Raw genomic sequence first — 25,111 nt, forward strand, 5'->3', positions numbered from 1 at the left:
AGCTCCGTGGACCACTCGCAGTTGTAGCACTCATCCTCCGCCAGGATGCAGGGGCGGTTGATGCAGGCGGCCAGGTCCGCGCCGTCCATCTTCTGGACGGTTTTCAGCTCGAAGAACCGGGCACCGCCGAAGTAGCTGGCGATGATGTTCTGGGCCAGCTGGGTGTTGGGACCGGCGGCGGGGCCGAAGGGGGTCTCGATGGTTTCGCCGAAGATGGGCAGCTTCTTGACGCCCGCCTTATAGGGACGGTGGACACCGAAAACGGAGCCCTCACGCTGGTACTCGGTGGTGACCCAGGTCATCAATTCCCGGAAGGGAATGGGGATCATCAGTTCAGACATACGCTTTTTTCCTCCTCAAAAATACTCCTTGTATGGGACGGCGCATGACGACTCGCCGTCTGGTTTTTCGGTTCGTTCCTGCCGGAGACTGCCGAGCTTCTCTCAATCCGGTCGGTAGCCGTAGCCCTCGACGGTGAAGTCCAGGGTGTCCTTGGCTTCCTGGGTGGCAAAAATCACCCAGTTGCCGTCGATGCGGACTTCCAGAGTGCCGTCGTGCAGGCCGGCCCGGTAGCCATATCCTGTGCCGAAGTTGGATTGGTCGTCCTCCGTGGGCGACTCCGATCCATCCACCTCGGAGGTAATGGTGCCCTCCGTCTGGGTATCGTCGGATGACTGACCGGGGACGGGATACCCGGTGGTGCCGTATATCGTGCCGTCCACCATCACCTGCGGGGGCAGGTCATAGACTTCTTTTTCCAGCCCGCAGCCTGTCAACAGCAGGCAGGTCAAGAGAAACAGGATCCGTTTTTTCATGGCAAGCGGTCTCCGTTCAGGGGCTGCTTAATATTCGCAGTGGTTGAGTTTGCCCCACAGCTTCTTGGAAGATTCCAGGATGTGGGCGTTGACGGCCTCTTCGTCGATCTCCGTGAGGACCCGGTCCTTCATGAGGATCTTGCCGTTGATCATGGTGGTCTGGCACTGGCGGCCGGTCATGCCGAAGAGCATATGGCCGTCGATGTTGGCGTCGGAGAAGGGAGTGAAGGGCTTGTAGTCCATGACGATGACATCCGCCGCCGCACCGGGGGCCAATACGCCCAGGGTGGGGAAGCCGGTGCGCTCCGCCATCTTGGCGTTGTTCTTAAAGAGCATATCCGTTACCTCGCACCAGCCCACATTGGGCATGCAGGCGTTGTGGCGCTGGATGATGAGGGCCACCTTGATGCTCTCCAGCATGTCGTTGGTGTAGGCGTCGGTGCCCAGGCCCACCAGGATGCCCTTCTTGTAGAGCTGCAGAATGGGGGAGCAGCCCACGGCGTTGCCCATGTTGGACTCGGGGTTGTTGACGCACATGGTGTCCGTTGCCTTGATGATGTCCATCTCGGCAGTATTCACGTGGATGCAGTGGCCCAGGATGGTCTTGGGCCCCAGGATACCGTGATCCTGAAGACGCTGCACCGGGCGGCGTCCGTAGTTCTGAAGGGAGTCGTAGACATCGTTCATGCCCTCGGAGACATGGATGTGGTAGCCCACCCGGCCGTTGTTGGCCGCCACCATCCGGTCAAAGGTCTTGTCGGAGATGGTGAAGAGGGCATGGCCGCCGAACATGGCCTTGAGCATATCAGAGGGATTCTTCTCGCAGTAGTCGATGAAGTCCTTGTTTTCCTGGACGGACTGGAGGGACTTTTCCTCGCCGTCCCGGTCGGAGACCTCGTAGCAAAGGCAGGCACGCATGCCGAACTCCTTGGTGACCTCGGCAATCTTCATCAGGGAGCCGGGAATCTCGCAGAAGGAGGCGTGGTGGTCGAAAATAGTGGTGACGCCCTGCTTGATGGAGTCGATCACCAGGGCCTGGGCGGAAGCCTTGGTCGCCTCCAGGTCCAGATTCCGGTCGATGTACCACCACTGGCCGTCCAGCACCTCGTAGAAGTTGGTGGGGTTGTAGCCGTTGATGCTGAGGCCCCGGGCCAGAGCGGAGTAAATGTGGGTATGGGCGTTGATGAGGCCCGGCATGATGACGCCGCCCTTGGCGTCCACAAACTCCGCCTGGGGGTACTTGGCCTTCAATTCCGCGGTGGTGCCCACCTCCACGATCTTGCCGCCGTCGGTGACCACACCGCCGTCGGGATAATAGCCGGTACCGTTGGGGTCCCGGGTGATCACCTTGCCGTTTGCCAGTAAGATCATAATCAAAAACCTCCTTCAAGTTTTCCAATGTTGAGAGTTGGTTTCAAGAAAAAGAAAAGGCGCTTCAAACCACCCGGATTTGAAACACCTAACATAAAGGAATGATAGGTGTCAGCCCGTGCGCGCAGCACTTCGTTGCAGCTATCATTCTTTGCTTGTACTTGTATTGTACCGAAAGCCCTGCTAAAATGCAAGCAGGCGGGCTGAAAAATTTTTAGCCTTGTTTTGTACACATTGCCAGAAACTGGCGGAACTTTTTCCGCCCGACTTCGTCTGAATGGATAGAAAAAGCAGGAGGTGGCAGCGATGAAAAGAGGATGGGCATGGATTTTGGCGGCATGTCTGCTGCTGAGCGGCTGTGGGGCCGGTCAAGAGGAGGAGCCCCAGGAGCCGGAGCAGGTGCCCCAGACGGAGGAGTCGGTGACGGCTCCGGAGGGACTGACCATGGAGATGGAGCACCCGGTCTATGATCCCTCCCTGGATACGTATACATATTTTATTTGTAATGACACGGACGAAACGGTGGACTTCGGGGAGAACTACACCCTCCAGCGCCGGGACGGGGACGACTGGACGGACCTGACGCTGCGGGAGGACGCCGCCTGGGTTTTGATTGGTTATTTCCTGGAGCCGGGACGGACCATGGCGCTGACCTGCAGTTTTGCCCTTTATGAGGAAGCGCCCCAGGCCGGGGAATACCGGTTGGTGAAAACCGTAGAGGACACACAGCTGACGGCGGAGTTCGCCCTGGGAGAGAGCATCTACACCGCCCGGACCCCTTACGGCTTCGGCCCCCTGGAGGAGCTGCCGGAACGCTACGGTGCCGCTGACGCAGCCGGCAGCGGCGCGGTGATCTTCACCGGCAGCGGTGAGGAAAACCTCCAGGCTGTGGAGGAATTCCTGGACAAGGTGTCTTTGGATGTGCCCTGCCAGCTGCGGACGGTACAGGATCAGGGGGAGGGCGTCCCTATGGTCATCGATGTGATCTATGAGGGAGGTAACTTCCTCTGGCGGATGCGCAGCGGCGGTACCGAGGTGACGGAGCGGCGGCTTTCCTACCTGGTTACCGACGGCACCGATCTCTATCTCTCCGACGGGGCCGATTGGGAGACCGGTGAGCAGTACGGCGACCAGAGGATCTTCCTGGTGCCCCCTCTGCGGGGGACAGCCTGGGTGGCGGATGTGGAAACCATGACGGCGAACCGCCTGGCGGGGAACGTCACCCGGTACAAGGCCTGGTCGGCGGACGGGCTCTGGAGCGCCTCTTTGGAGGAGGAGCCTACGGCGTTTTCCGCAGAGTACCACGGCTCCGACGGGAGCTGGTCCAGGAGCTACGACCTCAAGGTGTGGGACGGCCTGGAGACGGAGATCACCGGACTTTCCTGGGAGGAAGATGACATCTTGAAGATCAACTGTAAGACAGCGGAAGGCGACACGGCTGTTTTGACCTTCAATCTTCAGACCGAGCGGCTGACCGCTTCGCCGGACAATTTATAAAGACGGACGGAGGAGCGCAGGCTCCTCCGTTTTTTTGCCTGCAGCGAAGAATTGACAAGAACCACAGAAGTCTGGTATTCTAAAGCGACCCTGGATGAAAAAACAAGAGAGGAAACAGGCTATGTTCGCAACCGTTATCAATACGCTCAACGACTGGCTCTATACGTATATCCTGATTATTCTGCTGATCGCGGCAGGGGTGTATTTCACCTTCCGGACCCGCTTTGTCCAATTCCGGATGTTTGCCGAGTCCATCCGCGTGGTGGGGGAGAAGCCCCACAATGCCGGATCCATCTCCTCCTTTCAGGCGCTGATGGTGTCCACGGCTTCCCGGGTGGGCACCGGCAACATCATCGGAATCTCCACCGCCGTCTGTTGCGGCGGCTACGGCGCCGTGTTCTGGATGTGGGTCATTGCCCTTATCGGCGGGGCTTCCGCCTTTGTGGAGTCCACTCTGGCCCAGATCTATAAGCGCCGGGATCCCCACACCGGGGAGAGCTACGGCGGCCCCTCCTATTATATCGAGGCCGCCCTCCACAGCCGCACCCTGGCGGTGGTTTTCGCCGGGGCGCTGATCCTCACCTATGCCGGGGGCTTCAACATGCTGGCGGCCTACAACCTCCAGTCCACCTTCTCCGGCTATGCCTTCTACAATCCTGATACTACCCCCTGGATCATCGGCGCCGTTTTGGCGGCAGTGGTGGGGTACTGCGTCATGGGCGGCGGCAAGCGCATCATCCGCTTCACCTCCACCCTGGTGCCCTTTATGGGCGGGCTCTACGTGCTGGTGGCCATTGTGATGGTGGTGCTCAACTGGCGGATGCTGCCCCAGGTGTTCGGCCATATCTTCGCCGGGGCCTTTGATTTCCAGGCCATCTTTGGTGGCTTTACCGGCTCGGCCATGATGTACGGCATCAAGCGGGGCCTCTTTTCCAACGAGGCGGGCGTGGGCTCCGCCCCCAACGCCGCCGCTTCCGCCGACGTCAGCCATCCCGTCAAGCAGGGGCTGGTGCAGATGCTCTCCGTGTTCATCGACACGCTCCTCATCTGCTCCGCCACCGCCTTCATGCTGTTGTGCTCCGGCGTTGCCCCGGAGGAGGCTCTCCAGGGTGCTCCCTATGTGCAGTCCGCCCTCCAGGCCCAGTTCGGTGCCGCCGGGCCCATCTTCATCACCGTGGCCATGGTGCTCTTTGCCTTTACCACCCTCATCGGCAATCTCTACTATGTGGATAACTGCCTGAACTATATTGTGGGGAAGATCCCCGCCAAGGAGTTCATGGTCCTCTTCCGCATCGACGCCATGGTACTGATCTTCATCGGCGCAGGCATGGAGATCAACATGGTGTGGAACCTGGCGGATGTGCTGATGGGCGTTATGGCTCTCATCAACCTGCCGGTGATCGTGATTTTGGCCCGGCCCGCTCTGACGGCGTTGAAGGACTATACCCGCCAGCGCAAAGCCGGCAACAATCCGGTGTTCCGCGCCGCGGACATCGGCCTTGCGGGAAAAACGGAATACTGGCAATGACAAATGGGCTGCCCCTCCGGGGCGGCCCGTTTTTTTGATACTCAGAAAATGTTTCTTGACAATAACGATATTCGATAATATACTGACGGTAGAAATAGCGATATTCGATATTTGAAAGGAGAGAGACCATGCCCCGGGAGAAATTCCAGACCCTGACGGAGCAGATGTTTTACATCCTGCTGTGCCTGCGGCAGGAGCAGTGCGGCACCGATATCATGGGGCAGGTGAATGCCATGACGGGAGGACGGGTATCCGTGGGGCCCGGCACCCTCTATAACCTTTTGGAGCAGTTCGTCTCCGCCGGGATGATCGTGGAGACGAAGGTGGAGGGCCGCCGCCGCAGCTATCTGCTGACGGACAAGGGGCGGCAGACCCTGGCGGAGGAGTACCGCCGCCTGTGTGCGCAGACAGCGGACTACCGCCGCTGCTTTGGAGAGGAGGAACAGCCGTGAGAGATGTGAAGTACCGCCTGGAGACCTTTACCCTCTATGATTACCGGGGAGTGGAGCGCCATCTGGAGGCGATGGAGGCCAAGGGCTGGCGTCTGGAGAAAACGGGCAACCTGTGGAAATACCGCCGGACGGAGCCGAAGAAGGTACATTACGCCGTCACCTATGTGCCGGAGGCGTCCGAGTTCAACCCGGCCCCCACGGCGGGGCAGGAGAATCTGGCGGAGCTGTGTGCTGCCGCCGGATGGGAGAAGGCGGCGGACTGGTTCCAGATGCAGATCTTCCGCTCGGAGCAGCCGGATCCCATGCCCCTGGAGACAGAGGAGACCGTGCGGCTGGAGGTGCTGCAGCGGTCCATCCGGAAGAACTTCCTGCCCAGCAGCCTGCTGCTGACAGTGCTGGGGGCGGTGATGCTGGCCCAGCAGATCTGGTCCATCCGGCAGGACCCCATTGGGACCCTGAGCCGGACCAGCAGGCTGTTCCCGATTTTATTGTGGCTGTTGGTGGTCTTCTCCGCCGGGGGGAATCTTCTGGACTACGCCCTGTGGCTGCGCCGGTCCAAGAAGTCCGTGGCCCAGGGAGGACCCTGCGCTCCCGGCGGCGGGTACCGGTGGCTGGCTAAAGTCAGCTGGGCGGTGCTGGGCGTCCTGCTGGTGGGATATGCCGCGTCTATGCTGGGGGAGAGCAGCCCTCAAATGCTGGCCTTCGTGGGTGTGTATTTTGCCCTGACACTTCTGCTGATCGCGCTGGTGCGGGGGACCCAGAAGGGGCTCCGGCGGGCGGGAGCCTCTAAGCACTTGAACATGGGGCTGACCCTGGCGGTGGATGTGGTGGGGGCCCTGGTGCTCATCGGCGGCCTCATGGCGGTGGTCACCTTGGGGATCTTCCGGTATCACTGGTTTCAAAGGACGCCGGTGGATACCTACGACACTGGAAACTATGTCTTTCACATCTATCATGACGAATTGCCGCTGACCATTGAAGATCTCACAGGGGAAACGTACAGCGGTTATTCCTACGAACGGACCGAGGATGCCTCCTTTTTGCTGGGGCGTCTGGAGGGGGAGCAGTGGCATGTTCCAGACGGCACCGACGCCCCGGAGCTGGACTATGAGATTTTGGACGTGAAAGTGGGGTTCCTGTATGACTGGTGCCTGGAGCAGTATCTGGAGGAGTACGCAGACGATCAGGAGAGGGAGTACCGCCCGGAGGATCCGTCGCCCTGGGGAGCGGAGGCGGCCTACCGCCTGTGGTGGGACGAAGAAGGCTACCACCGCTGGATCCTCTGCTTTGATGGGCGCATTGTGAAGCTGGATCCCGACTGGACGCTGACACCGGAACAGATGGCCCTGGCGGGAGAGCGGCTGTCCGGCTGACAGAAAATTTTCACGCATAGGTGAAAAAATTGTGCATAAACTACTTGCAATGAAAAATCAAACCGTGTAATATAGTATTGCAAACTAGATTATATGGTTTTCGGACGGCTTAGCCGGTTTTTGCAAGGAGCGATCATACATGCGCAAATTCTTTTCCTATGCTCAGGACCCTGTCAGCTGCGAGACTCATGCCATTGGGGCCGCAGCGGCCTTTGCGGGAGGATTCCTGTTTTTGATTCGGGCTCTGAAGGTGGGGGCGCCCACCCTGGCCCTGGCGGCGGCCATGTGCTTCTGCCTTTCCATGATGGCGCTGTACTCCGCCAGCGCCATTTACCATTTCTATCCCGGCACCGCCCAGTCCGGCGGCGTCAAGCGCTTTTTGCGCAAGATGGATCATGGGATGATCTATGTGCTGATCGCCGGCAGCTACACACCCTTCTGCCTGGTGCTGCTGCCCCAGCCCAAGGGGACCCGGTTCTGCCTGATCCTGTGGGCGGTGGCCATCGCGGGCATCCTGGCAAAGCTGCTGTGGATCAATGCCCCCCGGATCCTCTCCACCATGGTGTATCTCATCATGGGCTGGGCCGTGGTGTTCGTGGCCAAGGATTTCGCAGTGCTGGGCCAGCCCTGCCTGACCCTGGTGGCCCTGGGCGGGGTGTGCTACTCCGTGGGCGCGGTGTTCTACGCCATCAAGAAGCCCAACATCTCTCCCCGGTGGACGTTCCATGAGATCTTCCACCTGCTGATCCTGGCGGGCTCTCTCTTCCACTATCTGGCGGTGTACTTCTACGTGCTGTGAGTGTCCGGAAGACGTAAAAAAGGAAAGGATCGTATGATCCTTTCCTTTTTTGTATATGGGGATTTATTCCGCCCGGAGGGCATTCCAGGCGGCGGTGTATTCCGCCGCAACGTCCGACGGGGTGCCGCTTTCGGTCAGTACCAGGTAGCGATACGTCTCATCCTGGTACAGCTGGATCACCACGGCGGAGAAGTCCTCCCGGAAGTCAAAGCTGTTCTGGGTATAAGGGCCCAACGCCAGCGTGGAGTGGCCACCTTGATCCAGGGCGGGGAAGTGGAAGGTCCAGCCAGCGGCGGTCACATCGTCCGGATCCCGGATCCAGAGGGTATGGGAACCGTCCAAGCCGGCTCCTTCCAGGGTGATGGTTCCGGTCATCTCGCTGGCATGGGAGCGCAGCAGGTAGCGGGTGCGGACTGCTTCCATGGAAGCGGTTACCTCCGCCCCCATGGTACTGCTTTCCGGATCCCAAATCCCGCCGGAATAGGTGCGGGACACATTGGAGCGCAGGGGAACATAGGGAATAGTCAGCAGCAGGAAGAGCAGGAACACCACAATCACAAAGGCGGTTTTCCAAAGGTTGGGAACGGATTTTGCCTGGGCCATGCCGCACCGCTCCTTTCCCTTTGATTATTTGGTGCCGAAGATCCGGTCGCCGGCGTCGCCCAGGCCCGGGACGATATAGCCGTGCTCATTGAGATGGTCGTCCACGGCGCCGCAGTAGATATCCACGTCCGGATGGGTCTCCTGAATGCGCTGGATGCCCTCCGGCGCCGCCAGGAGCACCATGAGCTTGATGTTCTTGCAGCCCCGCTTCTTCATCTCGGAGATGGCGGCCTCAGCGCTGCCGCCGGTGGCCAGCATGGGATCCACAATCATGATGTCACGGTCGGCAATGTCCTTGGGCATCTTGCAGAAGTAGACGTGGGGCTCCAGGGTCTCCTCATCCCGGAACATGCCAATGTGGCCAACCCGGGCAGAGGGCACCATGCGCAAAACACCGTCCACCAGGCCAAGGCCTGCCCGCAGAATGGGTACCACGGCAAACTTCTTGCCCTTGAGGGTGGGAGCCACCGTCTTGCAGATGGGGGTCTCCACCTCTTTTTCCGTCAGGGGCAGATCCCGGGTGGCCTCGTAGGTGATGAGCATGCCAATCTCACTGACCAGCTCCCGGAAGTCCTTGACGCTGGTGTGCTTGTCCCGCAGGATGGTCAGCTTGTGGGCCACCAGAGGATGATCCATCACGTGTACTTTCCCGTTCATTTGCGCTTCTCCTTTATATTGAAATGTTGTTTTGGAAACCCTTAGGAATGGCTCTTTGCCTTTTGCTGGCGGTCCCGCAGCCGCTCCGCCTGGGGCGGGCGCAGATAGACCGGCTGGAGAGCCTGGGCGGTGATGAGGCCGCCGTTACGGGCGATCTCCTCCGCTGCCAGGGCCACCGAGGCAGCGCTTTGCATCACCAAATGGGGAGGGGCCAGACGGCAGGCGATGCCCGCAGATTGCAAAGCCTCATAGCACATGGCGCCGCCGTCTCCCACCACGGTCTTGGGCCGGGGATCGTCCCGGAGTTCCTCCGCCAGATCCGTAAGGGAGATGGCCCGGTCCGGCGTCAGCCGGGTAAGACGGCCGTTTTCCGCGGCAAACAGGGCGTTGTAGACCTGGCTGCGCCGGGCGTCCATGGCGCACACCACCAGCCCGTCGGCGTGGGAGACATTTCGGGCCATGGCCTCCAGGGTGGAGACTGCGGCTACGGGCTTCTCCGCCGCCACTGCCAGCCCCTTGGCGGCGGCCACGCCGATGCGGATGCCGGTAAAGGAACCGGGGCCCGCCGCCACGGCGATAGCGTCACAGCTTTGCAGGGTGAGATCCGCGTTTTTCAAAATAAATTCCACAATGGGCATCAGGGTGCGGCTGTGGGTCAGGCCTGTGTCCTGGAAGCCCAGGGCCAGCAGCCGCCCGTCCTCTGTCACGGCGGCGGACACCGCCTTGGCGGAGGTCTCCAGAGCCAGGATCCTCATGGGGCTTCGCCTCCTTCTATTTCGATGATCCGCCAGTTGTCGTGATCCGGATGGCGGGAGATGGTGACATAGATGGTGTCCTCCGGCAGGGCGTCGTCCACCTGCTCGCTCCATTCCACGGCGCATACCCCGCCCCGGTCCAGGTAGTCGTCCCAGCCGATGTCGAACAGGGCATCGGAGTCCGGCAGACGGTACATATCAAAATGAAACAGCGGGATGCGGCCCTCATATTCATTGACGATGGTGAATGTGGGACTGGTGACCCGGCCTGTACAGCCAAGGCCCCGGGCCAGGCCCCGGGTGAAGGCAGTCTTGCCCATACCCAAACCGCCCCGGTAGGCCAGTACGGTCCCCGGCGACAGCGACGCGCCCAGCCGCTCCCCGGCGGCTTCCGTCTCCGCTTCGCTGTGGGAGAGAATTTCCATGGGGCGCTCCTCCTTTTCGATGCTTTTTTACCGTAGCAAATATATCACATCCCGGCCGGTTTGTAAAAACAAATTTGCGGCGTTTACACCGGCGGGCGGCTGTGGTATACTGCATTCGTTGAATTTTGCCTATATACCGGAAACGGAGAGTTTCATGCTGAACCGACTCAAAGCCATTCTGGCGGATTTTTTCCAGCAGGCGGATCTGGTGCTGCTGGGCCTTTGCTGCACTGCCAGCATCTACGGTCTCGTGCTGATTTTCAGCGCCACCAATTTCATGTCCGAGGACCGCTACCGCTATATCATCGTCCAGGGGGCCGCCATGCTCATCGGCATTGTGGCCTATATCGCCATGTCCATGGTGGATCTGGAGATTTTGATGAAGCGGTGGAAATGGATCCTGGCGTTCAATATTCTGATGTTTCTGCTGCTGATCCCCTTCGGCGTCAGCGTCAGCGGAAACCGGGCCTGGCTGAAATTTCCCGGCATGCCGGTGAATATCGGCCCGGCGGAGATCGTGAAGATCTCCTTTACGCTGCTGCTGGCCAAGCAGCTCTCGTGGCTCCGGGAGGAGAAGCAGGACCTCAAGTCTTTCCGCGCCGCCGCGTTTGTGGGGGGCCATACCTTGTTCCTGATGGGGCTCTATGTGGTGATCTCCGGGGACATGGGCAACTCCCTCTCCTTTTTCTTCATCTTCCTGGCCATGGCCTTTGTGGCGGGTTTCGCTCTGCGGTGGTTTGCCCTGGTGATCTTCGGCGGCGTCGGCGCGGTGGCGGCGGCCTTCTGGCTGGATCTGGTGCCGTCCTATGTGCGGGATCGCTTCGCCGTCCTCTTTGACCATTCCTATGACACCATGAAGGCCGGATGGCAGCAGACCCGCAGCCTCCTGACCCTGGGCGGCGGCGGATTGTTCGGACAGGGTTACCTGAACGGAACCCAGTCCCAGGCGGGGGAGGGGTCCATCCCCGCCCGATGGACGGACTTCATCTTCGCCGTCTGCGGCGAGGAGCTGGGCCTGGTGGGCTGCGCGCTGGTGATGGCGCTGCTGACTGCCATCATCATCCGGATCCTGCTGGTGGCCCGGAACGCCCAGTCGCCTTTCCACTGCTATATCTGCGTGGGCATGGCTGCCATGCTGATCTTCCAGAGCATCACCAACATCGGCATGTGCCTCTTCGTGATGCCCGTCATCGGACTGACGCTGCCTTTCTTCAGCTACGGCGGATCCTCTCTGGTGACGGTGTTTGCCGCCATGGGGGTGGTGTCCGGCATCAAAAAGCGGACGCCTACCATGCGCCGGCCCGGCAAGCCCATCCAGTAAACCGGAGGTTTGCTCCCGGGGATCTTTTGGGATCCCCGGGATTTTTTCCGTATATTTTCACCGGCGGCGGCGGACACTAGCTTTGCAAGATATTGTGAGGAGGTCCGTTGCACGTGAATATCCGTATTTTCAGACGCACTGCCGCCCTGGCGCTGGCGGCGGCGGGACTGCTGACCATCGGCGCCGGAGCGCTTTTTGGAAAGAGCAAGGAGGCGTCACAGCCGCCGGAGGGAGCGCCGGTGGCCAAGGCATTGGAGATCACCACCTACCGGGGCGTTCCCTACCGGGCCCAGTTCCTCGCCACGGACGCGGAGGGGGACGCGGTCACGTATGCCGTGGATCAGCCGCCCCAGAAGGGCACCGTGGTGGTGGATGGCGCCGACTTCACCTACACGCCGGATGAGGGTGTCACAGGTTCCGACAGCTTCACCTATACGGCCACCGACGCTGCCGGGAACACCTCCGCTCCCGCAGAGGTGACAGTGACCATTGAGAAGATCCGCTCCGGCGTCACCTACGCCGACATGGGAGACAGCGCTGCGGCTGCTGCCGCCCAATACCTGGCGGAGGAGGGGATCTTCGTGGGACAGAAGATCGGAGACCAGTACTGCTTTGAACCGGACCGCTCCGTCTCCCGCAGTGAGTTTTTGGCCATGGTGATGGAGACCGCCGACGCGGACGTCACATCCGTCACCATGACGGGTTTCTCCGATGACGATGCCATTCCTACCTGGGCCAAAGCCTACGCCGCCGCAGGCGTGGCAGAGGGCGTGGTGCAGGGCAGCGCCACACCGGAGGGAGCCGCCTTCCGGGGCGGGGATCCCATTACCTTCAGCCAGGCGGCCACCGTTTTGAACCGGGTGCTCTCCGTGGCGGATGTGGATCTTGCCGCCTGGTATGCCGACCGGGAGGCCGTTCCCTCCTGGGCTGCCCAGGCGGTGGGAAATATGGAGTCCGTCAGCGTCCTGGCAGCGGGGAGCTTTGGCAGCTCCTCCCTGGAAGAACCCGTCACCCGGGCGGATGCAGCCCAGATGCTCTGCGCCGCAGGAACGCTGCTGGCGGGAGAGGAGCCGGGCCTTCTGGACTGGCTGGGTTAAGCGCCCAGAGAATACGCCCCCGGGAAAGCCGCGGCTTTCCCGGGGGCTTTCTCCCGTTGTTTCGGAGGCAGGGGGGAGAGAAAAAACGCCCATTTTTGGCGGTTGTATTCGCAAACAGGATGTGGTAAACTAATTAAATTATAATAGCCTTTTTATGTGCATATGGATCAGTTAGAAGCTGCCGCCTGTAGGCGGGTTCAAGAAAAGAGGTACCAGTTGGGTATGAAAATCGTTGTATTGGCAGGCGGCCTTTCCACGGAGCGGGCCGTTTCTCTGGTGACGGGCACCAGCGTGTGCCGGGCGCTGCGGGAGGATGGACACCGGGCTATCCTGGTGGATGTGTTTTTGGGCGTGGAGACGCTGCCGGAGGATCCCGAGACCCTCTTTGACGCGCCGGACGGCCTGTGTCCCCACGCCAGCATCGAGACGGCAGCGCCGGATCTGGACGCCGTGCGCAAGAGCCGCCCGGACGGGGAGACGCGTCTGCTGGGGCCCAACGTGCTGGAGCTTTGCGCCCTGGCGGATATCGTGTTCTTGGGCCTCCACGGCCAGGACGGCGAGGACGGCCGCATCCAGGCGGCCCTGGACATCCTGGGCGTGCCCTACACCGGCTCCGGGTATCTGGGCAGCGGCATGGCCATGGATAAGTCCCTCACCAAGTACATGATGGAAAAGGCAGGCATTCCCACGGCGCCCTGGCGGGATATCCCCTCCTATACGGAAGCAGACATCCCCGCTCTGGCGGCGGAGCTGGAGGTGCCCTGCGCGGTGAAGATCGTCAACGGCGGATCTTCCATCGGCGTGGCTCTGCCGGATACCCGGGAGGAGCTGGAGACGGCGCTGCGGGAGCTGCTGCGCTACGGCAGCCACGTCATCGTGGAAAAGAAGATCCAGGGCCGGGAGCTGACGGTGGGCGTTCTGGGCGAGGACTATCTCCCGGCGGTGGAGATCGTGGCCAAGTCCGGCAACTTCGACTACGAGGCCAAGTACCAGACCGGGGGCTCCGAGGAGATCTGCCCGGCCCCCATCACGGCGGAACAGCAGCGCCAAATGGGCGAGTATGCCCTGCGGCTCCACCGGGCTCTGGGATTGCAGGTCTACTCCCGGACGGACTTTTTGCTGGACGAGAGGGGGCAGCCCTGGTGCCTGGAGGTCAACTCCCTGCCGGGATTGACTCCCGCCAGCCTGGTGCCCAAGGAGGCTGCCGCCGTGGGGCTGAGCTACAACCAGCTTTGTGAGAAGATCATCCAGCTGTCCCTGCCCATCAAGCGGCGGGGATGAGCGCTCCGGCATCAAAGAGAAAAGAAATTTAGAAATGCGCGATCTGCGCGTGGAGGTTTCTATGCAGCCAATGACGATCCGTGAGATCGAAGCCGCAGTAGGCGGCCGTTTGCTGACGCCGGGGGAGACGTTTCCCCCGGTGTCCGCGGTGGGCACCGACAGCCGTCAGGTGGAGCCGGGATCCCTGTTCGTCCCCTGGAAGGGGGAGAAGTACGACGGCCACCGCTTTATCGACGCGGCCCTGGAGGCAGGGGCCGCCGGGTGTTTGTGCGCCCAAGTACCGGAGCAGCTGTTGCCCGGAAAGTTTTACATCCAGGTGCCGGATACCCGTCTGGCATTGCGGGCTCTGGCAGCTTCCTGCCGGAACCGCTATGATATCCCGGTGATCCAGATCACCGGCTCCGTGGGCAAGACCACCACCAAGGAGATGATGGCCGCTGTTCTGGGGGCAAAGCTCCGGGTGCTCAAGACCCAGGGGAATTTCAACAACGACATCGGCACTCCGCTGACGCTGCTGAATCTGGGGCCCGAGCATCAGGCCGCCGTGGTGGAGACGGGGATGAACCACTTCGGGGAGATCCGCTACTTGGGCCAGATGGTGCGGCCCACCATTGCCGTCATCTCTAACATCGGCGATGCCCATGTGGAATTTCTGGGCAGCCGGGAGGGCATCCTCAAGGCCAAGTGCGAGATCTTTGAAAACCTCCAGGAGGGGGGCGTGGCGGTCCTGAACGGCGACGACGCCCTGCTCAACACCGTAGAGCTTCCCTTCCGCACGCTGCGCTGCGGCCAGTCCGAACACTGCAACGTCCGCATCAGCGATCTGGCGGATCACGGAGTGGAGGGCATCACCTGCACCGTTACCACGGAGCGGCAGACCTATCATCTGACCATTCCGGCGCCCGGCGAGCACATGGCCTATTCTGCCTCCATGGCAGTGGCGGTAGGCGAGGAGCTGGGCCTTACGGAGGAGGAGATCGTCCGGGGCGTGGCTTCCTACCAGCCCTCCGGGTCCCGGATGCGGATCCTGCGGCTGCGGGAGGACCGGCTGCTGCTGGACGACTGCTACAACGCCAATCCCCAGTCCGTCACCGCAGCGCTGGAGATTTTGGCCAAGACCGAGAGCGACCAGAAGATCGCCGTACTGGGCGACATGGGCGAGCTGGGGGAGCTGACGGAGCAGGCCCACTATAATGTGGGAGCCCTGGCCGCTATGCTGGGCGTGGATTTTGTGGCGGCCGTCGGCGAAAAAGCCGAGCTCATCGCCGAAGGGTGCATGGAAAGCGGCGGTACCGCCCTGCACTTCGACAGCCGGGAGAGCGCCCTGCGCACCCTCACTGCCCAGTTTACCCCCCATACCGCCATGCTGGTGAAGGCCTCTCACGCCATGCGCTTTGGGGAAATCGTGGAGGAGCTGCGCAAGACCTATGATTGAGATACAAGTGGAAAACCTGGTCAAATCCTTTGAGGTGGGGAACAATATCCTGGATGGCCTCTCCTTTCAGATCGACCAGGGGGAGCGGGTGGGCCTTTTGGGCAAAAACGGCGCCGGAAAGACGACCCTTTTCAAGATCCTCACCGGAGAACTGGACTATGACGAGGGGGAAGTCCATATCGGACAGGGGCGGCGCATCGGGCTCATTTCCCAGATCCCCGTCTATCCCGCCGGCTATACGGTGGAGGATGTACTGCGCACCGCCTTTTCCCGGGTGCAGGCCCTGGCGAAGGAGATGGAATCCCTGGCCGCCAAAATGGCGGCGGGAGAGAACGACCCCGCCCTGCTGCGCCGCTACGGCTCCCTCAGTGAGCGCTTCGAGGTCTTCGGCGGCTACGATACTGACGTGGCCGTCAACAAGGTGGCAAACGGCCTCTCCATCTCCCAGGCCATGCGCGCCCAGCTTTTTGACAGTCTCTCCGGCGGAGAAAAGACCCGGGTGAACCTGGGCCGCCTCATTCTGGAGGACACGGACATCCTGCTGCTGGACGAGCCTACCAACCACCTGGACCTCCACGCCACGGAGTGGCTGGAGGAGTATATCCGCTCCTTCCGGGGCACGGTGGTGGCCATCTCCCATGACCGCTATTTCCTGGACCGGGTGGTGACCCGGGTCATTGAGATCCAGGACGGCAAGGCGGAGTTTTACAGCGGCAACTACAGCTTCTACGCCGTGGAGAAGGAGCGGCGTTATCAGGAGCGCATGAAGCAGTATCAGAAGGAGCAGGCCAAGATTGCCCAGCTGGAGAAATCCGCCGAGCAACTGCGATTGTGGGCCTTCCAGGGCATGGACAAGACCTATCGCCGGGCCATCTCCATGGAAAAGCGCATCGAGCGCATGCGCACTACCGCAAAGCCCACCAAGGCCAAGAAGATGGACGCCCGGTTCAATACCGCTGAGTTCCACGGCGACGAGGTGCTCTCATTGCGGGGCGTGGCCAAGAGCTTTGGCGACAAGAAACTCTTTGACGGCATTACGTTGAAGGTGGAGGGGGGCGAGCGCATCGCCCTCATTGGAGACAACGGAACCGGAAAATCCACCCTTATCAAAATGATCATGGGGGAGCTGTACCCGGACGACGGACGTATCCGCACCGGCCCGCAGGTGAAGGCGGCGTATCTTCCTCAGATCATCCATTTTGATCACCCGGACTGGAATCTGGTGGAGAATATGATGGCGGCCAAGCGGGGCCTCTCCGCCCAGTCCGCCCGCAACCGGCTGGCCGCCTATGAGTTCCGGGGAGAGGATGTGATGAAGCCCGTCAGCGTCCTCTCCGGCGGAGAGCAGAGCCGCCTGCGGCTGTGCATGCTGATGGATGACGAGATCAACTTCCTGATCCTGGACGAGCCTACCAACCATCTGGACATCGCCTCCCGGGAGTGGATCGAGGAGGCGGTGGAGGCCTACGACGGGACGCTGCTGTTCGTCAGCCACGACCGCTATTTCATCAACCGCTTTGCTACCCGCATCTGGGAGTTGGCGGATCAGACCATCACCGACTATCCCATGGGCTTTGCCCAGTACCGGCAGGTGAAGGCCCAGGAGGAAGCGGAAAAAGTGGAGCCTCCCAAGCCCCAGAAGGAAAAGCCCGTTACCGAGCGTCCCCAGCGGGGCAACAAGGCCCAGCAGGCCGCCCGGCGGCAGCTGACCATTTGCGAGCGGGATATTGCAAAGGCTGAGGAGCATATTGCCGCCCTGGACGCAGAGATGGAGGCAGCTGCCTGTGACTATGAGAAGCTCAATGAACTGGTAAAAGAGAAAGAGGCGGCCCAGACGGAGCTGGACGCCCTGTACGAAAGGTGGGAGCAGCTCAGTGAGGAGGCAGAGGGCTAAGCACGCCCCGGTGCCTGAGGTAGCATCCTATCGGGGCCGCAGACTGCCCGGCGCTATGACGGCTGCTGCGGCAGTGCTGGTTTTTGTGGGGTTGGTGCTGATCCTGGTCCGGCCTCTGGGTATGCGCTTTTCCGGCTTTTTGCTGCTGGGGCTGACGGCCTTGCTGGTGCTGGAGCAGTTGCTGAATCAGTGGGCCCGCGGGTCCCGAAGGGGCTGGTGGTGCCGCCTGGGGTTCCGGGCGGCAGTGGCCCTGGTTTTGATCCCCTTGATCCTGATTGAGGGCGTTGTCATTGCCGAGGGACATCAGGAGCCCTCCGGCCAGGAGCCGGATGCGGTGATCGTGCTGGGAGCCGGGGTCAACGGTACCCAGCCGTCCTTGTCCCTGCAGACCCGGCTGGACGCGGCGCTGGTGTACCTGGAAGCGTATCCGGAGATCCCGGTGGTGCTCACCGGCGGGCAGGGCTACGGAGAGGAAATCACCGAGGCCCAGTGCATGTACGATTATCTGACGGAGCGGGGGGTGGACGCCCGACGGCTGATCCTGGAGGAGAATGCCACCAACACGGCGGAGAACTTCGACTTCTCCAGGGAGCTGCTGCGGCAGGCGGGCATCGATCCCGTGATGGATACCGTGGCTGTGGTGACCAACGACTTCCATATCGCCCGGGCCCGGCTCCTGGCGGCCAAGAAAGGCTATGGCTTTACTGTGGGCGTTCCGGCGGAGCTGCCCTGGCTTCACCTGGAGGTCAACTACTATCTGCGGGAGGCCTTTGCCGTGGTGAAGAGCGCGCTGTTTGACTGAGAAGATCCTGCGCCTGAGGGCAGGCGCTGAGAAAACCGGAAACGGAGGAATCCATGAAGGACGTATTATGTATCTATTACTCCCGGACGGGAAATACCAAGAAGGCCATGGAGGAGATCGCCCAGGACCTGGACGCCGAGTTGGCGGAACTCCATGACGATGTGGACCGCAGCGGTTTGGGGGGCTGGCTCCGGAGCGGCCTGGACGCTATGCGCCGTACTACCCGGCCGGTGACGGTGGAGACCCAGCGGCCTCTGAAGGACTACCGACTGGTGATTTTGGGCACCCCGGTGTGGGCCGGGCGGTGCAGCTCCGTCATGCGGGGCTTCCTCAAGTCCCGGGGACAGGAGCTGAAAAACGTTGCTTATGTGGTCACCCGCAGCAGCAACGGCCGGTTTGAGGAGGTCTATGACCAGATGGATCTGTATGTGCCCGGCGGGCGGCGTTTTGCCGTCTCCCTGCGCAGCGGCGCTGTGGGCTACGAGTTCTGGCAGGAGGATTTCCTGCGGCAGGCACGGGAGTTTTTGACTGCCGAAAAATAGGGCGGGCCATCCTTTCATCTTGATTCGGAAAGGAGAAGCCCATGGAGGAAAAACTCAAGGAGATCGTGCTGCGCTTTGACGATCTGCAGGCCCAGCTGGGAGACACGGCGGTCTATTCCGACGCGGAGCGGCTGCGGAAGGTGAATCGGGAGCTCAAAGAACTCACTCCTGTGGCGGAAGCATCTTCGGCCTATTTCCAGGCCCGGAAAGAGGCGTCCGAGGCGGAAGCCCTGCTCTCCGACCCGGATTTCCGGGAGCTTGCCAGGGAAGAGCTGGAGCGGGCCAACCGGGAACTCCGCCGCCTGGAGGAGGAGCTGCGGGTGCTGCTGACGCCCCGGGATCCCCACGATGGCCGCAGCGTGGTGATGGAACTGCGCAGCGGCGTGGGCGGCGAGGAGGGCGCCCTCTTCGCCGCGGCCTTGCTGCGGATGTACAGCATGTATGCGCAGCGCCGGGGCTGGCACACCGACATCGTCAGCCTCAATGAGACGGAGCTGGGCGGCGTGAAGGAGTGCAGCGTCCTCATTGAGGGGGACGACGCCTACTCCCGGCTGAAGTTCGAGTCCGGTGTCCACCGGGTGCAGCGGGTGCCGGAGACGGAGTCCGGCGGCCGCATCCACACCAGCGCCGCCACCGTGGCGGTGCTGCCGGAGGCGGAGGACGTGGAGCTGGAGATCGATCCCAAGGATCTGCAGATCGACACGTACCGCTCCTCCGGCGCAGGCGGGCAGCATGTCAACAAGACGGAGTCCGCCATCCGTATCACCCACCTGCCTACGGGCACGGTGGTGGAGTGCCAGGATGAGCGCAGCCAGTATAAAAACAAGGATAAGGCCATGAAGGTGCTGCGGGCACGCCTCTATGAAGCGGAGCGTGCCCGGCAGGCGGCTGCCGAGGCGGCGGAGCGCAAGAGCCAGGTGGGCAGCGGAGACCGCAGCGAGCGCATCCGCACCTATAATTTTCCCCAGGGACGGGTGACAGACCACCGCATCGGATTGACGCTTTACAAGTTGGATGATATTATGGACGGCGACCTGGATGAGCTCATCAACGCACTGACCACCGCCCACACGGCCCAAAAGCTGGGCGAGGGACAGGCGTGAGCGCCAAATGAAAACGTAAGGTACGGGCACTGCCCGGCCAAGAGAGATAGAGGCGAAGCAAATGCAGACATTATATTTTGATTTGCGGGATACCAAGGGCCAGCAGAAGGAGATCGAGGACAAAATCTCCGCTGCGGCAAAGCTTCTGCGGGAGGGCGGTCTGGTGGCTGTTCCCACGGAGACCGTGTACGGCCTGGGAGCCAACGGCCTGGACGGCGAGGCGGTGAAGAAGATATTCGCCGCCAAGGGACGTCCCCAGGACAATCCCCTCATTATCCACGTGACGGGCCCCCAGTGGCTGCCCCGGTACTGTGCGGAGGTGCCGCCCCTGGCCTATGTGCTGGCCCGGAAGTTCTGGCCGGGCCCCCTGACCATGATCCTCAAGCGCCGGGAGATCGTTCCCGATGAGACCACTGCCGGGCTGGATACCGTGGGCGTCCGCTGCCCCAACCATCCCGTGACCCTGGCTATCATCCGGGAGGCGGGCGTGCCTATTGCGGCCCCCAGTGCCAATACCTCCGGCCGGCCCAGCTGCACCACGGCTCAGGACGTGCTGGAGGATATGGACGGCAAGATCGACGGCATCGTGGACGGCGGCCCCTGTACCGTGGGCGTGGAGTCCACCATCCTGGACCTCACCTGCGATCCGCCCCGGCTGCTGCGTCCCGGCGGACTGCCCCTGGAGGATCTGGAGCGGCTCATCGGCCACATTGACGTGGACAAGGCGGTGACCCAGGCCCTGGGAGAGGGGGAAAAGCCCAAGGCCCCCGGCATGAAGTACCGTCACTATGCTCCCAAGGCCCCGGTGACGGTGGTGACCGGCGCGCCGGAGAAGTCTGCCCGGGAGATCCAGCGCCGGGCCTCCCCCCAGGCGGGCATCATCTGTTTTGACGAATACGCCCACCTCTTTGCAGGCCACGAGGTTCACACCCTGGGCCCCAGCAACGATAAGCTCACTCAGGCCCAGCGGGTGTTCGACGCCCTGCGGACCTTTGACAACAGCTCCGTGCCGGAGATCTTTGCCCAGTGCCCGGATAACCGCGGGCTGGGCCTGGCCATCGGCAACCGGTTGAAAAAGGCCGCCGGCTTCCATGTGGTGGAGGCCGACAGTGAGCGGGTGGTCCTGGGCATCACCGGCGGCACCGGCGCCGGCAAGACCAGCGCTCTGCGGGCCATCGAATCCCTGGGAGGCACTGTCATCGACTGCGACGCCCTCTACCATGAGATGCTTCAGACCAGCCACACCCTCCGGCAGGAGATCCACGCCGCCTTCCCCGGAGCCTTCGGCAGCGACGGAAAGTTGGATCGCAAAAAGCTGGGCCAGGAGGTCTTTACCAGCAAGGAGCGGCTGGACCGCCTCAATGACATCGTGTTCCGCAATCTGGTGCCGGAGCTGGAAAAACGGCTGAACTCCGGGGAGAATACTCTCTGGGCGGTAGATGCCATCAATTTGCTGGAGGGAGGCCTGGACGCAATGTGCGACCGCACGGTGGCCATTACCTCTCCCCTGGAGCTGCGGGTGCGGCGGATCATGGCCCGGGACAACATCACCGAGCAGTATGCCCGGCTGCGGATCGCCGCCCAGAAGCCCGACGAATATTACCGGAGCAAGTGCGACGTGGAGCTCAACAACGGCGCCGATTCCGCCGAGGCGTTCCAGGCGGAGGCCCGGGACTTCTTTGAGCATTTGATTGACAATGTCAAGGAGGAAAAGTCACATGGAATCCAATGAGTACAAGGAGCTGAAAAAGAAGCTCCTCTCCGGCCGTAAAAACGGCTATGACCGCGTGGGCGGAGACTATCAGGCCCGGATGGAGGCATACTGCGCCGGGTATATGGCCTATCTGGACGCCGGCAAGACGGAGCGGCTGTGTGCCGCGGAGACTGTGCGCCTGGCGGAGGAGAAGGGCTACCGCCCCTATGTCCGGGGCATGGAACTCAAGCCCGGAGACAAGGTCTATCTCAACAACCGGGGCAAGTCCGTGCTGTTGGCCCATATCGGGGAGCAGTCCCTGGCGGAGGGCGTTCAGATCGCTGCCGCCCACATCGACTCTCCCCGCCTGGACCTCAAGCCCACCCCCCTCTATGAGGACGGGGAGCTGGCCTATTTCAAGACCCACTATTATGGCGGTTTGCGCAAGTACCAGTGGGTCACGATCCCTCTGGAACTCCACGGTGTGGTGGCGCTGAAGGATCACAGCAAGGTGTCCGTTTCCATCGGCACCGAGCCCGGAGATCCCCGGCTGGTGATCACGGATCTGCTGCCCCATCTGGGTGCCGAGCAGAGCAAGAAGCCCCTGGGCGAGGCCGTTGCCGGCGAGACGCTGAACCTGCTGCTGGGCAGCTGCCCCATCGGCGGGGAGGAGGAGTCCGGCCGGGTGAAGCTGGCGGTGATGCAGCTGCTTAACGAGAAGTACGGCATTACCGAGGACGACTTTGCCTCCGCGGAGCTGGAGGCCGTTCCAGCGGGGAAGGCCTGCCACATCGGACTGGACCGCTCCATGATCGGCGCCTACGGACACGACGACCGGGTGTGCGCTTACGCCGCCCTGAAGGCGCTGCTGGATCTGGACAAGACCCCCGGCAAGACCGCTGTTTGTGTCCTGGCGGACAAGGAGGAGATCGGCTCCGACGGCGTCACGGGCATGCAGTCCGCCGCCTTCGATACCTTCCTGGAGGATCTGTGCGAGAGCCAGGGCGTGCCCGTCCGGGTGTGCTTTGAGCGCTCCTTCTGCCTCAGCGCCGACGTCACCGCCGCCTTCGACCCCAACTACTCCGATGTCTATGAAAAGCGCAACGCCGCCTATCTCAACTACGGCGTGGGCCTTTGCAAGTATACCGGGGCCCGGGGCAAGTCCGGCGCCTCCGACGCCGATGCTGAGACGGTGGCCTATATCCGCCGGATCTTCGATGACGCGGACGTCATCTGGCAGATCGCGGAGCTGGGCAAGGTGGACGCCGGCGGCGGCGGCACCGTGGCCGTGTATATGGCCAACCGCAACATCACCACGTTGGACGCAGGCGTGCCGGTTTTGAGCATGCACGCCCCCTTTGAGGTGGTCTCCAAGCTGGATTGCTACGAGACCTACCGGGGTATGAAAGCCGTCTACGAGGCTGTGTGACCCATGCAAGACCCGCTGTGGGAGATTCCCACGGCGGGTTTTGCCGTTCTGTCAGGAACGGATTAAAAATGGGAGACATGCCTTGACAGAATATACCCATAGGGGTATCATGTACACATACCCCTATGGGTATAAAGGAGGGCGACATGAAATACTTGGAAGCATTTCTGGAGTGGGGCGGCATCAAGCGGGATGTAGTATGCCTGGTTTTAGGCGGTCTTGCCTTGCTGGGGAGCATTCTGCAGGTGCCGGGGCTGCCCTTTGACCCCGCCTGGGTGGCCATCATCCTGTGCGGCATCCCCATTATCCTGGAGGCGGTCATCGGCCTGGTGACGGCCTTTGACATCAAGGCGGATGTCCTAGTGTCCATGGCATTGGTGGCCTCCGTGGTGATTGGAGAGGACTTTGCCGCAGGCGAGGTGGCCTTCATCATGCAGCTGGGGGCGTTGCTGGAGGATCTGACAGTGGCCCGGGCCCGGGCTGGCATCGAGCGGTTGGTGCGGCTGACGCCCCGGACTGCCCGGCGGCTCACCGACCGGGGAGAGGAGACCATTCCGGCGGATCAGGTGCAGGTGGGAGACCGGCTGCGGGTGCTGCCTGGGGAGACCGTGCCGGTGGACGGCGTCATCACCGCCGGTGAGACCTCCATCAACCAGGCGGTGATGACCGGGGAATCCCTCCCGGTGGACAAGGGGCCGGGAGATGAGGTTTCCAGCGGTACCGTGAATCAGTTCGGTTCCTTCGATATGGAGGCGCTGCGGGTGGGGGAGGACAGCTCCATCCAGCGGATGATCCGCCTGGTGCAGTCGGCGGATGCGGGAAAGGCCAAGATCGTGGGCTTGGCGGACCGCTGGGCCACCTGGGTGGTGGTGGTGGCGCTGGCTGCCGCGGCCATCACCTGGCTGGTGACCGGGGAAGTCATCCGGGCGGTGACCATTCTGGTGGTGTTCTGCCCCTGTGCCCTGGTGCTGGCTACCCCCACCGCCATCATGGCTGCCATCGGCAACGCCACCCGCCACGGCTTCCTGGTACGGGAGGGAGATGCCCTGGAGCGGCTGGCATCCGTGGAATATGTGACCTTTGACAAGACCGGGACCCTGACCTACGGGACCCCCCGGGTGGCGGCGGTAGAGAGTGTGGAGCCCAATCTTTCCCGGGAAAACCTCTACGCCCTGGCGGCAGGGGCGGAGGATCGCTCCGAGCATCCCCTGGGCAAGGCCATCGTGCAGGGCTACCGGGAGGAGACGGCTGGTGCCGCGCCCCAGGCGGCATCCTTTTCCATGCTGCCGGGCCGGGGGGTGGAGGCCGCCGTGGACGGCCGTCAGGTGTTGGCCGGGAATCCGGAGCTGCTGGCGGAGCACGGGATTTCCGGTGAAACCCTGCGGACTGCCGCCCAGCCCTGGCTGGATCGGGGGTGCACCCTGACGTATGTGGCGGTAGACGGGGTTCCGGCGGGCTTTCTGGCCCTCTCTGATACGGTGCGGCCAGATGCGGCGCAGACCATCCGGCAGGTGAGAGAAGTCGGGGTGACGCCGGTTCTGCTGACAGGGGACCACGCCAATGCCGCCCGGAGCATTGCCGCCCAGTTGGGGATCCGGGAAGTACAGGCCGGATGTCTGCCGGAGGACAAGCTGGAGTGGATCGGCCGCTCCCAGAGGGAAGGGCAAATGGTGTGCATGGTGGGCGACGGCATCAACGATGCGCCCGCCCTGAAAAAGGCCCACGTGGGCATCGCCATGGGCGGCATCGGCAGCGACATCGCTGTGGATGCCGCGGACATCGCCCTGGTCAACGACGAGATCCGGGAGCTGCCCCACCTGCTGCGGCTCTCCCGCCGGATGATGGTGACCATCAAGTGCAATCTCACCTTCTCCATGTCCCTGAACTTCCTGGCCATCGCCCTGGCCATCACCGGGATCCTGAATCCGGTGGTGGGGGCCCTGGTACATAATGCCGGGTCTGTCCTGGTGATTTTGAATTCGGCGCTGCTGCTGACCTGGAAAAAGCGGGATCGCGGATAAAGAACGGCTCCAGACGGTAAGAATACGGTCTGGAGCCGTTTTGCAGATCCCGCCTGGGAAGCATGGGGAGGTTTTGGAAAGCGCGGTATTTCTTTATGTGCTTTTGATTGCATTCCCATATGCGGCGTGCTATAATAGCCGTGAAGTGCCCGTATCGGACGGGCGGGGCCGGATTCCGGCCGGAGAAGAGAGATTCTACCATCTTTGCGTTGGATCCT

22 protein-coding genes and 1 pseudogene are annotated in these 25,111 nt (G+C 62.0%); 16 read left to right on the top strand and 7 right to left on the bottom strand.

Features of this window, described 5'->3' with window-relative positions; all coding sequences use genetic code 11:
- The 3 genes and pseudogenes from ACT67G_RS03550 to ssnA all read right to left on the bottom strand — a co-directional run.
- Positions 1–341 (bottom strand): annotated as a pseudogene (locus ACT67G_RS03550) (putative selenate reductase subunit YgfK); the annotation flags it as partial.
- Positions 342–443: 102 nt separating this feature from the next.
- Positions 444–815: a hypothetical protein gene (locus ACT67G_RS03555; RefSeq protein ID WP_443663022.1), complete on the bottom strand. Its 372-nt coding sequence runs from the start codon at positions 813–815 to the stop codon at positions 444–446.
- A 27-nt stretch (positions 816–842) separates the two neighbouring features.
- A complete protein-coding gene (gene ssnA, locus ACT67G_RS03560; protein WP_326215726.1) occupies positions 843–2,186 on the bottom strand; it encodes a putative aminohydrolase SsnA in 1,344 nt (447 codons plus the stop codon).
- 306 nt (positions 2,187–2,492) lie between these two features.
- On the opposite strand from ssnA, the gene ACT67G_RS03565 reads away from it, so the two are divergent.
- The 5 genes from ACT67G_RS03565 to trhA all read left to right on the top strand — a co-directional run bounded on the left by ACT67G_RS03565 (position 2,493) and on the right by trhA (position 7,835).
- The gene (locus ACT67G_RS03565; protein WP_443663023.1) at positions 2,493–3,683 is read left to right on the top strand and encodes an immunoglobulin-like domain-containing protein; all 1,191 of its coding nucleotides are present in this window, start codon (positions 2,493–2,495) and stop codon (positions 3,681–3,683) included.
- A 121-nt stretch (positions 3,684–3,804) separates the two neighbouring features.
- Complete coding sequence (locus ACT67G_RS03570) at positions 3,805–5,211, top strand: alanine/glycine:cation symporter family protein (RefSeq protein WP_443663024.1); 1,407 nt, start codon at positions 3,805–3,807, stop codon at positions 5,209–5,211.
- A gap of 128 nt (positions 5,212–5,339) precedes the next feature.
- Positions 5,340–5,663 (top strand): PadR family transcriptional regulator, encoded by a 324-nt coding sequence (locus ACT67G_RS03575; RefSeq protein ID WP_325246346.1) that lies wholly within the window; start codon positions 5,340–5,342, stop codon positions 5,661–5,663.
- Positions 5,660–7,036 carry a DUF2812 domain-containing protein gene (locus ACT67G_RS03580; protein ID WP_443663025.1) on the top strand — a complete coding sequence of 459 codons (1,377 nt, stop codon included), beginning with the start codon at positions 5,660–5,662 and terminating at the stop codon, positions 7,034–7,036. Before ACT67G_RS03575 ends, ACT67G_RS03580 begins: the two co-directional genes overlap by 4 nt.
- A 139-nt stretch (positions 7,037–7,175) precedes the next feature.
- On the top strand, positions 7,176–7,835 hold the full coding sequence (trhA, locus tag ACT67G_RS03585; protein WP_325246350.1) for a PAQR family membrane homeostasis protein TrhA: 660 nt from the start codon (positions 7,176–7,178) through the stop codon (positions 7,833–7,835).
- A gap of 63 nt (positions 7,836–7,898) precedes the next feature.
- Here trhA and ACT67G_RS03590 read toward each other — a convergent pair whose 3' ends face one another.
- From ACT67G_RS03590 to tsaE, 4 genes are read right to left on the bottom strand one after another with little or no spacing between them, the layout of a single operon-like run.
- The gene (locus ACT67G_RS03590; RefSeq protein WP_326215721.1) at positions 7,899–8,438 is read right to left on the bottom strand and encodes a hypothetical protein; all 540 of its coding nucleotides are present in this window, start codon (positions 8,436–8,438) and stop codon (positions 7,899–7,901) included.
- A gap of 24 nt (positions 8,439–8,462) precedes the next feature.
- Complete coding sequence (gene upp / locus ACT67G_RS03595; protein WP_325246354.1) at positions 8,463–9,095, bottom strand: uracil phosphoribosyltransferase; 633 nt, start codon at positions 9,093–9,095, stop codon at positions 8,463–8,465.
- Between the two features lie 41 nt (positions 9,096–9,136).
- Positions 9,137–9,850 (bottom strand): tRNA (adenosine(37)-N6)-threonylcarbamoyltransferase complex dimerization subunit type 1 TsaB, encoded by a 714-nt coding sequence (tsaB, locus tag ACT67G_RS03600; RefSeq protein WP_325246356.1) that lies wholly within the window; start codon positions 9,848–9,850, stop codon positions 9,137–9,139.
- On the bottom strand, positions 9,847–10,275 hold the full coding sequence (gene tsaE, locus ACT67G_RS03605) for a tRNA (adenosine(37)-N6)-threonylcarbamoyltransferase complex ATPase subunit type 1 TsaE (RefSeq protein ID WP_325246358.1): 429 nt from the start codon (positions 10,273–10,275) through the stop codon (positions 9,847–9,849). The genes tsaB and tsaE overlap by 4 nt, the downstream gene beginning before the upstream one ends.
- A 154-nt stretch (positions 10,276–10,429) precedes the next feature.
- Here tsaE and ACT67G_RS03610 point away from each other — a divergent pair, with 154 nt between their 5' ends.
- From ACT67G_RS03610 to ACT67G_RS03660, 11 genes are all read left to right on the top strand, one after another.
- Positions 10,430–11,596: an FtsW/RodA/SpoVE family cell cycle protein gene (locus ACT67G_RS03610; RefSeq protein ID WP_325246360.1), complete on the top strand. Its 1,167-nt coding sequence runs from the start codon at positions 10,430–10,432 to the stop codon at positions 11,594–11,596.
- Between the two features lie 113 nt (positions 11,597–11,709).
- A complete protein-coding gene (locus tag ACT67G_RS03615; protein WP_443663026.1) occupies positions 11,710–12,693 on the top strand; it encodes an Ig-like domain-containing protein in 984 nt (327 codons plus the stop codon).
- Between the two features lie 222 nt (positions 12,694–12,915).
- Positions 12,916–13,974, top strand: coding sequence for a D-alanine--D-alanine ligase family protein (locus ACT67G_RS03620; RefSeq protein WP_443663027.1), 1,059 nt, complete (start codon positions 12,916–12,918; stop codon positions 13,972–13,974).
- A 61-nt stretch (positions 13,975–14,035) separates the two neighbouring features.
- Positions 14,036–15,409: a UDP-N-acetylmuramoyl-tripeptide--D-alanyl-D-alanine ligase gene (locus tag ACT67G_RS03625; protein WP_443663028.1), complete on the top strand. Its 1,374-nt coding sequence runs from the start codon at positions 14,036–14,038 to the stop codon at positions 15,407–15,409.
- Positions 15,402–17,303 (top strand): ribosomal protection-like ABC-F family protein, encoded by a 1,902-nt coding sequence (gene abc-f / locus ACT67G_RS03630; protein ID WP_443663029.1) that lies wholly within the window; start codon positions 15,402–15,404, stop codon positions 17,301–17,303. Before ACT67G_RS03625 ends, abc-f begins: the two co-directional genes overlap by 8 nt.
- Positions 17,284–18,105, top strand: coding sequence for a YdcF family protein (locus ACT67G_RS03635; RefSeq protein WP_443663030.1), 822 nt, complete (start codon positions 17,284–17,286; stop codon positions 18,103–18,105). The genes abc-f and ACT67G_RS03635 overlap by 20 nt, the downstream gene beginning before the upstream one ends.
- Before the next feature lie 53 nt (positions 18,106–18,158).
- Complete coding sequence (locus ACT67G_RS03640; RefSeq protein ID WP_325244176.1) at positions 18,159–18,647, top strand: flavodoxin family protein; 489 nt, start codon at positions 18,159–18,161, stop codon at positions 18,645–18,647.
- Between the two features lie 41 nt (positions 18,648–18,688).
- A complete protein-coding gene (gene prfA, locus ACT67G_RS03645) occupies positions 18,689–19,750 on the top strand; it encodes a peptide chain release factor 1 (RefSeq protein ID WP_443663031.1) in 1,062 nt (353 codons plus the stop codon).
- Between the two features lie 61 nt (positions 19,751–19,811).
- Positions 19,812–21,482, top strand: coding sequence for an L-threonylcarbamoyladenylate synthase (locus ACT67G_RS03650; protein ID WP_443663032.1), 1,671 nt, complete (start codon positions 19,812–19,814; stop codon positions 21,480–21,482).
- A complete protein-coding gene (locus ACT67G_RS03655) occupies positions 21,469–22,872 on the top strand; it encodes an aminopeptidase (protein WP_443663033.1) in 1,404 nt (467 codons plus the stop codon). The genes ACT67G_RS03650 and ACT67G_RS03655 overlap by 14 nt, the downstream gene beginning before the upstream one ends.
- Before the next feature lie 146 nt (positions 22,873–23,018).
- On the top strand, positions 23,019–24,893 hold the full coding sequence (locus ACT67G_RS03660; protein WP_443663034.1) for a heavy metal translocating P-type ATPase: 1,875 nt from the start codon (positions 23,019–23,021) through the stop codon (positions 24,891–24,893).
- The last annotated feature ends 218 nt before the right edge of the window (positions 24,894–25,111 follow it).

It is taken from the genome of Dysosmobacter sp. (assembly GCF_052306735.1).
Classification (GTDB): Bacteria; Bacillota; Clostridia; order Oscillospirales; family Oscillospiraceae; genus Oscillibacter.